This is a genomic window from Sulfurimonas sp., assembly GCF_029027585.1.
GTDB lineage: Bacteria > Campylobacterota > Campylobacteria > Campylobacterales > Sulfurimonadaceae > Sulfurimonas.
In genome coordinates this window covers 171,395-185,862 of sequence record NZ_CP093397.1, presented here as the reverse complement: position 1 = coordinate 185,862, position 14,468 = coordinate 171,395, and the positions used below count along the sequence as shown (strand labels likewise).

Annotated in this window: 14 protein-coding genes; 3 read left to right on the top strand and 11 right to left on the bottom strand. The window is 31.0% G+C overall.

The annotated features are described in order from the left end of the window. Positions 1 to 4 precede the first annotated feature (4 nt). The 11 genes from MOV50_RS00930 to MOV50_RS00880 form a co-directional block, all read right to left on the bottom strand. Positions 5 to 1,234: a molybdopterin molybdotransferase MoeA gene (locus tag MOV50_RS00930; protein WP_321778577.1), complete on the bottom strand. Its 1,230-nt coding sequence runs from the start codon at positions 1,232 to 1,234 to the stop codon at positions 5 to 7. After that, positions 1,227 to 2,207 (bottom strand): cysteine desulfurase, encoded by a 981-nt coding sequence (locus tag MOV50_RS00925; RefSeq protein ID WP_321778576.1) that lies wholly within the window; start codon positions 2,205 to 2,207, stop codon positions 1,227 to 1,229. Before MOV50_RS00925 ends, MOV50_RS00930 begins: the two co-directional genes overlap by 8 nt. Then, a complete protein-coding gene (locus MOV50_RS00920; RefSeq protein ID WP_321778575.1) occupies positions 2,200 to 2,574 on the bottom strand; it encodes a winged helix-turn-helix domain-containing protein in 375 nt (124 codons plus the stop codon). Before MOV50_RS00920 ends, MOV50_RS00925 begins: the two co-directional genes overlap by 8 nt. Positions 2,575 to 2,619: 45 nt before the next feature. Beyond that, the gene (locus MOV50_RS00915; protein WP_321778574.1) at positions 2,620 to 2,907 is read right to left on the bottom strand and encodes a ModE family transcriptional regulator; all 288 of its coding nucleotides are present in this window, start codon (positions 2,905 to 2,907) and stop codon (positions 2,620 to 2,622) included. Next, positions 2,900 to 3,688 carry a formate dehydrogenase accessory sulfurtransferase FdhD gene (gene fdhD / locus MOV50_RS00910; protein ID WP_321778573.1) on the bottom strand — a complete coding sequence of 263 codons (789 nt, stop codon included), beginning with the start codon at positions 3,686 to 3,688 and terminating at the stop codon, positions 2,900 to 2,902. Before fdhD ends, MOV50_RS00915 begins: the two co-directional genes overlap by 8 nt. An 86-nt stretch (positions 3,689 to 3,774) precedes the next feature. Continuing rightward, positions 3,775 to 4,668: a formate dehydrogenase subunit gamma gene (locus MOV50_RS00905; RefSeq protein WP_321778572.1), complete on the bottom strand. Its 894-nt coding sequence runs from the start codon at positions 4,666 to 4,668 to the stop codon at positions 3,775 to 3,777. Between the two features lie 8 nt (positions 4,669 to 4,676). After that, positions 4,677 to 5,285, bottom strand: a complete 609-nt coding sequence (gene fdh3B / locus MOV50_RS00900; RefSeq protein WP_321778571.1) for a formate dehydrogenase FDH3 subunit beta — start codon at positions 5,283 to 5,285, stop codon at positions 4,677 to 4,679. A 9-nt stretch (positions 5,286 to 5,294) separates the two neighbouring features. Then, positions 5,295 to 8,126, bottom strand: coding sequence for a formate dehydrogenase subunit alpha (locus tag MOV50_RS00895; protein ID WP_321778570.1), 2,832 nt, complete (start codon positions 8,124 to 8,126; stop codon positions 5,295 to 5,297). Positions 8,127 to 8,143: 17 nt separating this feature from the next. Next, a complete protein-coding gene (locus tag MOV50_RS00890) occupies positions 8,144 to 8,347 on the bottom strand; it encodes a twin-arginine translocation signal domain-containing protein (protein ID WP_321778569.1) in 204 nt (67 codons plus the stop codon). A gap of 96 nt (positions 8,348 to 8,443) precedes the next feature. Then, entirely contained in the window at positions 8,444 to 9,217 is a 774-nt protein-coding gene (locus MOV50_RS00885) for a molecular chaperone TorD family protein (RefSeq protein WP_321778568.1), read from the bottom strand. After that, positions 9,214 to 10,914, bottom strand: coding sequence for a 4Fe-4S binding protein (locus MOV50_RS00880; protein WP_321778567.1), 1,701 nt, complete (start codon positions 10,912 to 10,914; stop codon positions 9,214 to 9,216). Before MOV50_RS00880 ends, MOV50_RS00885 begins: the two co-directional genes overlap by 4 nt. Before the next feature lie 269 nt (positions 10,915 to 11,183). Between MOV50_RS00880 and MOV50_RS00875 the strand changes: the two genes are divergently transcribed. From MOV50_RS00875 to MOV50_RS00865, 3 genes are read left to right on the top strand one after another with little or no spacing between them, the layout of a single operon-like run. After that, a complete protein-coding gene (locus MOV50_RS00875; RefSeq protein WP_321778566.1) occupies positions 11,184 to 12,191 on the top strand; it encodes an ABC transporter substrate-binding protein in 1,008 nt (335 codons plus the stop codon). Then, complete coding sequence (locus MOV50_RS00870) at positions 12,188 to 13,774, top strand: HAMP domain-containing sensor histidine kinase (protein WP_321778565.1); 1,587 nt, start codon at positions 12,188 to 12,190, stop codon at positions 13,772 to 13,774. Before MOV50_RS00875 ends, MOV50_RS00870 begins: the two co-directional genes overlap by 4 nt. Beyond that, entirely contained in the window at positions 13,775 to 14,437 is a 663-nt protein-coding gene (locus MOV50_RS00865; RefSeq protein WP_321778564.1) for a response regulator, read from the top strand. The last annotated feature ends 31 nt before the right edge of the window (positions 14,438 to 14,468 follow it).

The window sequence follows — 14,468 nt, the reverse complement described above, 5'->3', positions numbered from 1 at the left end:
CTTGTTAATTAAATAAATCTATTTTATTATTTGTATAAAGACAATTAAACTTAACTATTTTAACGCTTGAGTGTTCTTGTATTTGTGAACAATCATCTGCTGTAACTAAAATACAGTTACTTTCATTTAACATACTTATCATTCCCGAACCATATCTATTATCTCTAATTACGGTGTATTCACCTTTTTTATAGTTCCCAAGTACAACATTTACTCGACCAGATTTTGTTTTAAAGTTTTGGATATTTGTTGCTATATCTATATCGTGATAAATGGCATTATTACCTTGTAGTTTTTGTAAAACAGGTAGGACAAATAGATGCATATTTACTATTGCAGTTAGTGGATTTCCGGGTAAACACATAACAAAAGTATTGTCCATTTTTCCCATCATAATAGGGCGACCAGGTTTTATGTTTACTCCATGAAAAGCGATATCTAAACCATTTGCTTCAAATGCTTCTGCCATAAAGTCAGCATCTCCCATAGAGATGCCACCAGTTGTTATGATGACATCATAGTTTTTAAGTCCATTTACAAAACTCATAGATGCATCTAGGGAATCAGGAACTACACCTATGTAAGTTGCCTCATATCTTTTTTCATTAAGAAGTGAGATGATTGCATAAGAGTTACAGTTATAAATCTCATCTTCATTTGCAACTTCCCATGGTTCTTTGAGTTCATTACCCGTTGAAACAACAGCGATTTGAAGTTTTTTAAATACACTAATCATTGTAATTCCTTGAGATGCTAAGATAGCAATCATTCCTGAAGTAACAACATTACCTTTGTTAAAGAGTTTATCTCCTTGTACTTTTTCTTCACCTTTAAAACGCAATGATGAGTTCTTGATAACATTTTGTTTTATAGTCACTTCATCGTTTTTATAATTAAGTACATTTTCTATGGGTATGATAGTGTCTGCATCATCAGGTACTTTAGCACCTGTCATTATTTTATAACATTCATTATCTTTTAAGCATGACTCACTTGTTTGCCCTGCTAAAATAGTTTTTATTACCTTTAGTTTTTCCCCAGCATCTATGGCTCTAATGGCAAAACCATCCATAGCAGAGTTGTTAAAAGAAGGAAGGTTTTTAACACAAAAAATATCTTGAGCTAAAACAGCTCCAAGAGAACCTTCTAAATTACAAATCTCTTGAAGCTTTGTTGGTTGAGCAATTTCTAGTGAGATAGATACCGCTTCTTTAAAATCTAAATACTTATCCATTTAAAGCCTTTATTTGTCTATATGATTTTGAAATTTTTGAAACTATAAAAGATGTTTGTTCTTCATTGAAGTTTTGACAAAAAGATAAAGAAAAGGCTTGTCTGCTGTCTATTTCACAATACCCCATCTCTTGAAGTATGCGAGAAGGTTTTGATAATCCAAGAGAACAACCTTCTCCATTTGTAACAAAAATATTAGCAAGACTTAAATTTCTTATAACTTGTCTTGCTTTTATGCCTTTAAGTCCAAAATGGACAACATTTGTTAGAGTTAAGTTATTATCAACAAAAAAGAAAATATCATCTTTTAAAGATTTTCTTAACTCTTTTATAAAGCTATTTTTATAAGTAATAGTTTCTTTTTCTTTAGCTGTTTCATTGCAGATGATTTTTAAGCCGATAGCATCTATACTTGAGATGTTTTGCTCTTCAAATACATCGTTATGAAGTAAAACTGAATGTGTAAAATAACCACTTAGTTTATAAATATCAAAGTAAGCTATGTTACAAAATGAGGCATCTAGGGTTGGGGAAATATTAGAAATTATTTTTCCATTAAAATTATTTTTTACCTTTTTTAAATCTATTTTTACAAAAGTATCTATAATATATGCAGAGATAAACATATATGCATTTGAGCAAGATTTTATAGTATCATAGTTTATATTCCCATCTTTTAAAATATCTATATAACTTACCCCAAAACCAAGTTTTTCATACTCTTTTGCTGCTTCTATGATAGCTTCACTTTCTCCCAAACTAACAGCTATATCTTCTCGTATCTCAAGCATTAAACCTAAAAAACCACTTTTACAAAAAGAAAAACTATGAATACTAGAAAAATTAAATCTATTTTTTAGTTCTGTTTTAAGTTTATCTAACTCAATATTTGAGCTTAAAGTTTGGATGCTAAGGTCTTTAGAAATATTTAACGAACTTGCTTGTGCATAATTTAAAGAATTTAGCTTATACATTTTGTTCCTCATTTGTACAGTTTACGATATAACCTTGTGATTTAAAGATTTCTTTAAATCTCTGTTGTGAATAATTTTTTACATCATTTTGCAAAAGTTTATAATTAGCTATAAGTTCTTTTGCTTTTGGTGTAAGTGTTGTTCCCCCAGAGCCTCTACCTTTGTTTACTATGACAAGTTCATCTTCTATAAATTCTTGAAGTATTTTTATGTGTGTCCAAGCTTTTTTATAGTTCATACCAACTCTTTTAGAAGCTTCTGATATAGAACCTGTTTCATCTATAAGTTCTAAGATTTGTGTTTTACCACCACCAAATATTAAATCTTTATTATCATTTTCTATCCAAGTTTTAACTTTTACTACCATGATGTACCCTTTTCCTAAAACATCCAAGTTGACAATCGATAATTTCTATATCACTTTTTTTGTTGTTGAACCAACCTTATTTAGAGAATAATTTTGTGCGAGTTTCCAAGCATCTAAGCAAGGAACTCTATTTTTATCATCTGCTATATTTAAAAGTTGATTATAAATTTCTTCATTTTTTTCACTGAATTTATGAGTGCCAAATACACCCAATTCACAATTGTCAATTTTGATATTTTCTTTTTTACAAATATCGGCTATCTCCATAGGGTTTACATTTAGCTTTTTTGCCAATTTAAACCCATCTAAGCAACTTATAGATGAGTTAGCCATGGATTCTACCTTGATGAGTATATATATTCATCCTTTTACCTCTTGCAAAACCTATAAGAGTTATACCATGAATATTTGCAGTTTGAACTCCAAGATATGTTGGAGCAGTTCTTGATACTATAATAGGAATTCTATGCATTACAGCTTTTACAACCATTTCAGAACTAAGTCTTCCACTTACAAATAAAACAGATTTTGTAGTATCAAGTTTACATATTTTACACTTACCAACTACTTTGTCGATAGCATTATGTCTTCCTATATCTTCTGCCGTCACAACACTTTTATCTTCTAAAAATAACATCGCTTTATGAACACAACCTGTGAGTTTGTATAGTTCACTATCTGCATAAAACTTTTTTACCTCACTACTGATAGTTTGAGGACTAATCACAAAACTAGTCTGGTTAAATGGTATTTCTAAATCTCCAGCAACATTGCCAGTAATTCCTCCACCACAACCACTTACTAGAGTTTTTTCTTTATATAGGTTTTGTAAAGAGTCTGTATCAACTGCTGCTTGAATATCAACTCTTAACCCATCTTCACTTAGCTTTATATCTTGAATGTCATCAACATTAGAGATTACATTTTCGCTCATTAAAAAACCAATAGTATGTGCTATTTGGTCTTTTGGTATACACATCATAGAGATGATTTTTTCATCATTTAAGTAAACAGTAAGTCTAGCTTCTTCGATGGTTACATCTTCTACTTCTGTAATTTCATCGCCATTTACTCTGTCAATGATAATAGTTTTTAAATACTTAGAATTAGGCATTTTACCTCTTTTTTAATATGCAATTTTTGCATATTATATTATTTTAAAAAGTAGCCTCACAAAATAGTGAGGCTACTAGTAGTTTACTATATTTCGTTGTTGTCTTTTAGCTCTTTGTAAAAAGTGCTATGTAAAATTTCAACTTCTTCCTCTTCTTTATAACCATCTATCATACTGTTCATTGCACCTTTAATGGCAAATACTGACATATAGATATGAGTTATAAATAAAGCTAATATAGCTACACCTAAACCATTATGAATAATAGCACTAGCTCTTAAAAAGTCAATTTGTGACATAAATGAAGCGATGATTTCAAGTCTAAAGTCTTGAAAGTACATTGCTGCCCCAGTTGCTATCATAACAAATCCACCCAAAGTTGCTAACCAAAACCAAGTCTTCTGACCTGCATTAAATCTACCAGCAGGAACAGGTTTTTTGTCTTTGTTTAAATATCCACCAACAATCATTAACCACTTTATATCGTCAAAGCTGATAATCATCCATCTTACCCACATTAGAAACATAGGAACAATACTAACTATAAATAGTAGTGTTGAGATAGCATGAATTTCTCTCATTGTTCTTACAAATTCTCCACCACCAAAAGTACTAGCAAACATCATAATTAATCCTGTTGGAATAATTAAAATGAATGAAATAGCGGCAATAGCATGAACAACTCTGTTGAACAATGTAAATATATATATTTTCTTTCTATCATGAGAGAAGACCATAGGTCCTATAACCATGTAGTGAAGAATAAATACAAAAGGCACTCCTACTAAAACCCCAAAAAACAAAGGTTTAAAGTAGGTACTTTGTAAAACAGTAAATGTTTTACCTAGATGCAAAGAGCCTTCTTTATCGTAGCCTAAGATATTAGTAATTAAATCTTTGCCCCAAATAGCACTATCACTAGCACCATAAGCTAGTGAAGAGAGTAATAAAAGAGCAAATAAAATATATTTACTTTTCATAACTCTACCTATACTTTAGAGTTATATGCTGTACTCCAGCCATAAGGAGATGATTGAACTCCATGACCAGCAGATAATACTCTTTGTCTAAAGATGTCTGAAACTTCACTTGAGTCACCAACTAGAAGTGCCTTAGTTGAACACATAGCAGCACAAACAGGAACTTTACCTTCTGCGATTCTATTTTGTCCATAAAGTTCTCTTTCTTTATGTGAGTTAGTTTCTTCTGGTCCACCTGCACACATAGTACATTTGTCCATAACACCTTTTGTTCCAAAAGCCCCGTCTTGTGGGAATTGTGGAGCGCCAAAAGGACAAGCATATAAACAATATGCACACCCTATACATTTTTTCTTGTCATGTAAAACAATTCCATCTTCTCTGATGTAAAAACAATCAGTTGGACATACTTGCTCACAAGGTGCATCTGTACAATGCATACATGAGATAGATAAAGAGTATTCTAAACCTTGAACACCTTCGTTTAATGTAATTACTTTTCTTCTGTTGATTCCTGCTGGTAACTCATGTGCTTCAGCACAAGCTACAGAACAGCCATCACAGTGTATACATCTATGCTCATCACAATAAAATTTTAATCTTGCATTTTCACTCATAACCCACTCCTACGCAAATTCTATGCGGCAAAGTCCGCCTTTAGTTTCAGGAATTTGAGTAATAATGTCATAACCGTAGTTAGTAACAGTATTAGCACTTTCTCCCGTAGCATAAGGTTTTGTACCGCTTGGATATTTGTGAGATAAATCCTCACCTTGGAAATGACCTGCGAAATGGAATGGAATGAAAATTCTATCTTCAGTAACAGAATAAGAATACTTAGCTTTCACTTTAATCTTAGTACCTTCTGGTGAATGAATCCACATCATTGAACCATCTCTAATCCCATGTTTTCCAGCTAAATCTGGGTTGATAGAACAAAACATTTCAGGCGATAATGCAGCTAGGTATTTACTAGCTCTATTTTCCATTCCTGCACCATTTAGATTTACAAGTCTTCCTGTAACTAAGTTAATAGGGAACTCTTTAGACCAGTTCTCTTCAGTCTGTTTACTAATATACTTAGTATCAACTCTATAATGATTAGCTTTATCAGCATAAGAAGGATACTCCTTAACTAAATCTGCTCTTGGAGAGTGTAAAGGCTCTCTATGCATAGGAATTTTATCTGGGAATGTCCAAACATTAGCTCTTGCTTTTGCATTTCCATAAGGAGCCATTCCTCTTTCCATACATTTCTCAGCAATAATATTTGAAGTATCAACTTTCCAGTTTTTACCAATGCGTTTTTTCTCATCAGCTGTAAGTTTAATACCAAGAACTTCTTCAATATTTTTAGCAGTTATTTCAGGATATCCATCTTTATTTGCAGAACCTTTAGGTGCGCTTCCTTTACCTGCAAGTAAATCAACGCCTTCATGTTCTAAACCAAATCTATTTCTAAATCCCATACCACCTTCAGAAACACTTCTGTTGATGTTGTAAAGAATAGGTGAACCAGAGTGAGTTTCAGTCCATACAGGCCATGGTAGACCGTAGTATTCACCTTTCATCTCACCATATCCTCTTCCAGATATCTGGTCGAACATATGCCAGTTTTCACTATGCTTTTTAAGTCTTTTAGCCGTCCAACCAGTTAAACCGATAGTTTTAATGATTCTTGCAATTTCATCAGTTGCATCTTCTGGCCATTGGAAATCTTTTTTATTTTCTTTTATCTTCATTCCAGCAGTAAGCTCATCATAAAACCCAAGTCTTTTTGCTAACTCAAACATAATATCATGGTCAGTTTTTGACTCGTACATTGGTTCAACAACTTTATTTCTCCACTGAGCTGAACGATTTGTAGCCGTTACAGATCCTGAAGTTTCAAATTGAGTAGCAGCTGGTAAAATAAATACATCATCTTGCTTGTCAGTAAGAATAGCAGCTTCATTAACAAATGGGTCACATAAAACTAGCATTTCTAAATTATCTAGCCCTTCTTTAACTTTAGCTTGTTGCGCGATAGAAGTGATTCCATTACCCATAACAATAAGATTTTTAAGATTAGTTCCACCGTTATGAATTTTATCATTACCGTTTTTACCATCTAATACACCAGCCCACCAACGAGATAGCGTGAAACCTTTTTTATTCATCCATTCTTTTTCGTTAAATCTTCCTTTTAACCATTCATAATCAACACCCCAGCTTTTTGCGAAGTATTTCCATGAACCATCACTTAAACCATAGTACCCTGGTAATGTATGCGATAAACAACACATATCAGTAGCACCCTGAACATTATCATGACCTCTAAGAATATTAGTTCCACCACCTTCAACACCCATGTTTCCAAGAGCAAGTTGTAAGATTGGAGCAAGTCTTGTATTTGAAGAACCAATTGAATGTTGTGTTAAACCCATTGCCCAGATTAAAGTACCTGGTGTTGATTTAGCATACAGTCGTGTAATCTGAATTAGTTGATCTGCAGGTACACCTGTAACATCTTCAACTTTTTTCGGATTCCATTTTTTAGCTTCTTCTATTACAAGGTCCATTCCATAGACTCTGTCACTGATAAATTTTTTATCATGCCAACCATTTTTGAATATTAGGTGTAACATTCCATACATAAATGGAATATCTGTACCTGGTCTTACTCTACAATAGTGGTCTGCTTTAGCAGCAGTTTTAGTAAATACAGGATCAACTACAATAATTTTTGCATTATTTCTTTCTTTTGCTTTAAGGAAATGCCCAAATCCAACTGGGTGATTAACCGCAGGATTAGCTCCAAAAATAATAATTGCTTTTGCATTTTGTATATCTCCAAGTGAATTGGTCATAGCGCCATAACCCCATGTATTCGCCACACCGGCGACTGTTGCACTATGTCAAATTCTAGCTTGGTGATCTATATTGTTTGTCCCATACATTGCAGCAAATTTTCTAAAATAATATGCTTGTTCTGTACTCATTTTTGCTGAGCCTAAAAACATTGCTGAATCTGCCCCAACTTTTTCGTGTGCAGTTTTAAGTTTATTTGCGATTCTGTCTAATGCATCATCCCAAGATAATCTTTTCCACTTTCCACCTTCTTTTACCATTGGATGTTTAAGTCTAACTTCAGACCTAACCATATCAATCATATCAGCACCCTTACAGCAATGTCCACCTAATGAAATAGGATGGTCTTGTGCAACCTCTTGTCTTACCCAAACACCGTTTTGTACTTCCGCTATAATACCGCATCCAACAGAACATGCAGTACAGATAGTTTTAACATTTTTAGAACCAGGAAAAGGGTTTTTAACTTCCTCTTTTGTCGCAGCTCTTGTTACTCCATCATTAGCAAAGGCACTAGTAACACTTGCGGCAGTTGCAACAGCAGCCATTTTCATAAATGAGCGTCTACCGATTTGTGCTTTAAGTGTTTCGTATGTATCTTTAAACATACTTTACTCCTTTAATGCTATAAAGCTTGTTTATAAAATTCTTCCCAAGCTTGTGTTTTTTTGTATAGAATCTCTTTTTTATTTGAGTTTCCTACAACAACTCCATTCGAATCAACCTCAGTAGATGACCCTTGACTAGCAGCTAACGCTGTGGCACTTACAGCAGCAGTACCAACAACTATCGCACTTTTTCTCAGAAAATTTCTTCTTGATTCTTGCATAGTTGTCTCCTTGTTTTGTGATTAGTCCCCAACGATATGAGACTCAAATAAAATAAACATATTTATTTTATTTGAATCTCGTATCAGATGAAAGAACTAAAAGTCTTCTTCTACTTCATAACTAGGGTTTAATTCACAAGAGCCACTTTCTTGTTTTTTCGGACCTTGTGCACGAAGTAGTTTGTTTTTCGCTCTTCGCTCTCTTTCTTCGTCTGAAAGTTCTTCTTTTATTTCTGATAAAACTGGTTTAGCTTTTAAAACTGGTGTATTAACTTCTAAATAAACTCTTTCAAATTCTATAAAAGATTTTAGTAAAATAACTATATTTTTAAATATTTTTGCACTTTCATGTTCGTATAGTTCTCTTGAAAATTCATCAATAAATTCATTTAAAATTTGTTCAAAAATACAGTGGGCTGTATTTTTATATTCAGTTTGTCCATCTGCAATTAAATTTGATAGTTCACTCATAACTGCAAAGATAAAACCTATATGGTCTTCATAATCGCTATAAGTTTTTTCATCTCTTCTTATTTTTGTTTTAGCTAAAAAGTTTTGCATCTCTATTCTTTTTTTACCGCTTTCTATGTTTTCATCATAGTATGAAGCAGTAACCCTTACAGTTTGAGTCTCAGGAGAGTGAAATATTTCATCAAACTCAAGCATAAAGTCAACATTTGAATCAGATTTAACAAGTTCTTTTAGAGTTGCAAAAGCTTCTGCTGAAGGCTTGTCTAAAGGATTTTGACTAAGTGTGTCTAAGTAACCAGTTAGCTCAAAATATCTAGAATTATCTGTTGTAAAAACAAAACATCTTGAAAACATCCCATAGTATAAAGCTCTAGCTTTATTTAAATTTTCTTCATTCATATAGTTTTTCCTTGTGTGTTGTAAGCTTCTTTATTTTGCATATAACTTTGCATCATTATTTTAGGTTTGCAATCTTCACAGCAGTAAAGAGTTCGCTCTTTAATTGGGTCTTTAGAAAATAGAGGTGCCATCATAGAAGCGATTTTTTCTACCGCTTTGGTAGTTGCATATTCTTTTCCACACTCTACACAAGCAAAAAGAGTATCTTTTGCAAGAACTTCTTCTTTAAACCAAGAAGGAGTTAGTTTAATCACATCTTGCTCGATTGTTAAACAATCTTTTTCAGGACAGGATATTTCACAGTACCCACAAGCTGTACAAAGACTAGGATTTATTCTGAGAGTATTGTCATCTATATTTGCTACAAGAGCATCTACATTACATGCACCAACGCATACTAAACATAAGGTACAGTTGACTTCTTTGACATTAACTTTTGCATAGTGTAGATGCTCTCCTGTTATAACTTCACCTAAGTCATTATCACCTACAATGTTTTTAAGTCTATTTGAAAAAATCTCTCTTTTTCTCATGTTGATTTCATTTGTAGTAAAGCTAGAATCTTGTACAAAACTAACTTCTTTTAAGGCTAGTTCTAACTCTTCTTTTGTCATTGCAATGATGATAGCATCTATGCCGTACTTCTTTTGATATACTTGATTTAGTATAGAGATAGAATCTTTTGTTCCTTTTGATAAAAAGTCAGAATAAAAAATAACCTGAGAGCCCGATTCTTGTAAGAGTGTAAGCAAAGTTCCTTCATGTAAGAATTTCTCACCTTCAATTGCAAAGGGTAATACATCTTCTTTTATCTCAATATCAAGATTTTTTATATTCATTTTTTGTGGAATAACTAAAGGAATATGTCCCTTGTAGTATCTTGCCATATCAAAAAAAGCTTCTCTGTTTAGTGGTGCATAATCAAGTGCGCCTGACGGACAAACTGAGATACAGCCCCCACAGCCATGACAATCGATTTGAGAAAATTCTAAGTGTTTTTGTTCATCATGTTTGATGATGGCAACAGTTGGACAAACTTCTTCACATTTTGAACATATTTCTTCTCTTCTTTCATGGTACTGACAGATATTTTTGTCATATACAGTAAACTTTTTATATTCATAGTTTGCTATGTTATTTCTAATAGTTGCTATAACATCATCGATAGAACTTTCATTTGGATCAAATGAACCACTTTGTGTTTTGGCAATCTCTTCTTCATCAAACCATACTATTTGGGAAACATTTAACGAGGTATCTTTAAAGTTGTTGTTTACAAGAACACTTAAGTTCCCAATATGACCAGAGATTGATTTTACAACATCTGGGAGTACATGAAAAAGATTAAACTCATCAGGAAGGCTAGATTTTAAAAAGAGTTCTTTTTGCTCATTTGTAGCAACAAGTAAAACTTCATTTGAAACTTTTTGAGAGTAACTAATATCTTGTGCCATATCAAAACGAATAGCGTTTACTTCATAAAGTTTTTCAACATTTTTAATTTTGCTTGCTAAAGAGTCTTTTGAGTTATTTATATAGAAGTCTATTTCATCTGCGGTAATTTGTGCATATACATTTTTTGAGTTAGAAACAATAAAGCTTTGACTTGGGCTAGTAGATAGTTGTGAAGTTATTTTGATGTTTTGACTTAGAGGAAAGTCGAGTCCTTTGGTGCTATAGTACACAAATTCTTGCATTCTAAACCTTTTTTATAAAAATTCAATAACAATATATTAACTACAATAAACTTATACAATACTTAAAAGGTTAAATTTTTTTTACCAATTTTCATTAACTCAGGTGTGTATTTATGCTATAATTAAATAAAAAGAGCTTATATGGTTAAGTATATTGTACTTATAATTATTTTAATTTTTACAATATATTATAACTTTAAAGATGAGTATTTTGATGAAAAAGTCCTAAAATTAGGTATTTCAATTCCTAAGAGTGGAATCATGAAAGCATGGGGAAAGCTGTATATAGTGGTGCAAATGCGCATTTCCTAGAAGTAAATAAAAATAGTTTATTAAAAGATACAAAAATACAATTAATAGTATATGATGATAAATATGAACCTGAACTTACAATAGAAAATACAAAAAAGCTCATAAAAGAAGATATATTTGCTTTTTTTGGTTTTGTTGGAACACCAACAGTAAAAAAAATATTACCTATACTTGAGTCACATGACATACCTTTTATTGCACCTTTTACGGGAGCTCCATTTTTAAGAAAAACAAATGAGAAAAATTATGTTAATTTTAGAAGTTCTTATCAAGAAGAGATAAGCCATATTGTTAAATATTTACATAAAAAGAAAAAAATTACAAAATTTGCTGTTTTTTATCAAAATGATGATTATGGTGAAGTTGGTTTCGTGTCACTTCTTCATGCATTAGATAATGAAGGCTTAACACTAGCAGGGGAAGGTGCATATAAAAGAAATACACTTTCTATTCGACATGCTTTTTATGAGATAAAAAGTGTAAAACCACAAGCTGTTTTAATGGTAGGTGCTTATAAAGCAAATGCTTTATTTATTAAAACTGCAAAATCAAATCCTGTTTTTAAAGATACAATTTTTTGTAATCTCTCTTTTGGAGATGCTGATGAGATGATAAAAGAGTTAAACTATGAAACAAATAACCTTCTTTTTTCTCAAGTAGTGCCATATTTTAATGATGATTCAAAAGCTGTAATTTTAGAGTATAAAAAAATGATGAATAAGTACTATCCAAAACAAGAGTTAGGATTTGTATCATTAGAAGCATTCTTAGCTGCAAAAACTCTAACAATGGCATTGAACAATATTAAAGGAAGAGTTAGTAGAGATAAGTTCTTAAAAGAGATTAAAAATTTACCTAAGAATAGCTTAGATGGAATTATGATAGATTTTAAAAATTCTGAACTGCATAATGAAGTTTATCTGTTTGAATATAAAAATTCTAAGTTTATAGAAGTTAAACAATGAAATTTCAAAAACTATTTTTAATTATTAGTAAGATACCGTTTAGTTATAAAACTTCAATATTACTATTTATTATTACAGGTGGAATGGTATCTATAATATTTTTATCTCAAGTATCTATATATACATTAAAGCATGATTTTGATGTTTTGTTTGAAAAGAGAACAAAATCAATTATAAAGCTTGAAACAATAAAAGACGCTTATGTTATAAATATTCACGAAACACTAGTTGATTTACAAAATGGGTATATCTCTCTTGAACAATCTTTAGACGTTATAGAATTAGGTGAACATCTTATAGAGAAGAACTGGGAAAAATATCTAGAAATAACCTTTTCAACTGAGTATGAAACTTCTCTAATTACAAATATCATAAACCATTTTTTAGCAAAAGAAAAAAGAAATACAATCTTACAAAATAGCGTTGTTACAAATATAAATATAAAGCATATAAAAATTAAAAAAATTGTTTCTAAGATTTTACAAGAGTTAAAACAAGAAAATTTTGAGGAGGCATCTATACTTCTAAAAGATGTATATTTTGAGATAAATGCTATGTCAGTATATATTACCAATCTAACTAGCTATGATTTAGATATGGCTGTGAGTGAAAAAAATGATACTCAAAATGTTTTTAATACACTTTCAATGATTTTAAATATAGCAGTAGTTTTTGTTTTCCTTTTTTCTATCTTGTTATCAATAGTAATAATTAGACACTTTAAAGACTTGCACTTTAATTTAGAAGATGTAGTAGATGAAAAAACAAAAGCTTTACAAGTTTTAAATGAATCACTAGAGCAAAAAATTAAAATAGAAGTTGCGAACTCAAGAAAAAAAGATTTAATTATGCTTCAGCAGGCGAGACTAGCAAGTTTAGGTGAGATGATAGCAAATATTGCACATCAATGGCGCCAACCTCTAGGCTCTATAATGATGATAGTTCAAGGTTTTCAAACAAAGATGGAATTAGGAAAGTTAAGTAAAGAGGTAGTTGATGAAAAGGTAGAAGATGCTATGCAACTTGGAAACAGCATGTCTAAAACTTTACAAGATTTTCAAGATTTCTTTAATCCAAATAGAGCAAAAGAGAGATTTTGTTTAAAGCAATGCATAGAGTACTCATTTGATTTATCAAAATATATACTAGATAAAGAGAAGATAGAATTTAGTTTAGATATTAATGAGGATATTTTTATATATGGTTTTTACAATGAGTTTTCTCAGGTTTTTTTAAATATAATATCAAACGCTCAAGACGCACTAAGTTCACAGAGTGATAAAAAGCTCATAGAAGTAGTGGCGACTTCATCTAAAAATAAGATTAGAATTAATATAGTTGATAATGGGAGCGGAATAGAGGAAGATATTTTACCTCATATTTTTGAGCCTTACTATACAACTAAGTACAAAAGTGCTGGAACAGGAATAGGACTATACATGTCACAACAGATTATACAAAAACATATGCACGGTACTATCAGTTGTAAAAATATCAACTATAAAATGCACAATCAAGACTTTGAACATTGTACTTTGTTTACGATAACTATACCTATAAATAATACTCATGAGGATACATAAATGGTAGAAAGAAACTTAAACATAATAAATGAATTTAATATACTCTATCTTGAAGATGATGATTCTTTGTTAAAACAAACAAGAGATATGCTTAGTGATTTTGTTCAAAATGTTTTCGCAGTAAAATCATCACAAGAAGCGATGATAATTTTAAAATCTAAAAAAGTAGATATTATAATTTCAGATATATTACTTGAAAATGAAAATGGCATAGACTTTTTAAAAGCTTTAAAAGATGAAGGTATAAAAGTACCTACTATTTTAACAACAGCACATACAGATACAAAGTATCTTCTAGACGCTATAAAGTTGAAAGTTGAAAACTACATCATAAAGCCGATTAATTTAAAAGAGTTACTAAATACTATTCATGATATTGTATTACCACTCATTCAAGAAAAAGAGATAAGTAAAAATTCAAATATAATAAAAACAATTTCAGCAATAACTGATTCTAAACAAGTAGAAGTGATTAGATATATACTAGATAGATTAAACGATAAAAACGAGTTAGTAGCCTCTTATACAGATATAATGCAAGAAGTTTCTATTTCAAAACCAACTCTTATAAAACTGTTTAAAGAGCTTTCAGAAAAAAAGATTTTAGTAAAATCAGCACATAAAACATATAAATTTAATGAGAAAGAATTGGATAAGATTTAAGTGATACAATAAAAGTATAAAAACATAAGGA

What these genes read in the sequence shown, in the direction of transcription:
- MOV50_RS00880 (WP_321778567.1), bottom strand. Translation starts at nt 10,914, where the DNA reads ATGCAAGAATTTGTGTACTATAGCACCAAAGGACTCGACTTTCCTCTA.
- MOV50_RS00930 (WP_321778577.1), bottom strand. Translation starts at nt 1,234, where the DNA reads ATGGATAAGTATTTAGATTTTAAAGAAGCGGTATCTATCTCACTAGAA.
- MOV50_RS00920 (WP_321778575.1), bottom strand. Translation starts at nt 2,574, where the DNA reads ATGGTAGTAAAAGTTAAAACTTGGATAGAAAATGATAATAAAGATTTA.
- MOV50_RS00905 (WP_321778572.1), bottom strand. Translation starts at nt 4,668, where the DNA reads ATGAAAAGTAAATATATTTTATTTGCTCTTTTATTACTCTCTTCACTA.
- fdhD (WP_321778573.1), bottom strand. Translation starts at nt 3,688, where the DNA reads ATGCCTAATTCTAAGTATTTAAAAACTATTATCATTGACAGAGTAAAT.
- MOV50_RS00875 (WP_321778566.1), top strand. Translation starts at nt 11,184, where the DNA reads ATGGGGAAAGCTGTATATAGTGGTGCAAATGCGCATTTCCTAGAAGTA.
- MOV50_RS00865 (WP_321778564.1), top strand. Translation starts at nt 13,775, where the DNA reads ATGGTAGAAAGAAACTTAAACATAATAAATGAATTTAATATACTCTAT.
- MOV50_RS00870 (WP_321778565.1), top strand. Translation starts at nt 12,188, where the DNA reads ATGAAATTTCAAAAACTATTTTTAATTATTAGTAAGATACCGTTTAGT.
- MOV50_RS00915 (WP_321778574.1), bottom strand. Translation starts at nt 2,907, where the DNA reads ATGGCTAACTCATCTATAAGTTGCTTAGATGGGTTTAAATTGGCAAAA.
- fdh3B (WP_321778571.1), bottom strand. Translation starts at nt 5,285, where the DNA reads ATGAGTGAAAATGCAAGATTAAAATTTTATTGTGATGAGCATAGATGT.
- MOV50_RS00885 (WP_321778568.1), bottom strand. Translation starts at nt 9,217, where the DNA reads ATGAATGAAGAAAATTTAAATAAAGCTAGAGCTTTATACTATGGGATG.
- MOV50_RS00925 (WP_321778576.1), bottom strand. Translation starts at nt 2,207, where the DNA reads ATGTATAAGCTAAATTCTTTAAATTATGCACAAGCAAGTTCGTTAAAT.
- MOV50_RS00890 (WP_321778569.1), bottom strand. Translation starts at nt 8,347, where the DNA reads ATGCAAGAATCAAGAAGAAATTTTCTGAGAAAAAGTGCGATAGTTGTT.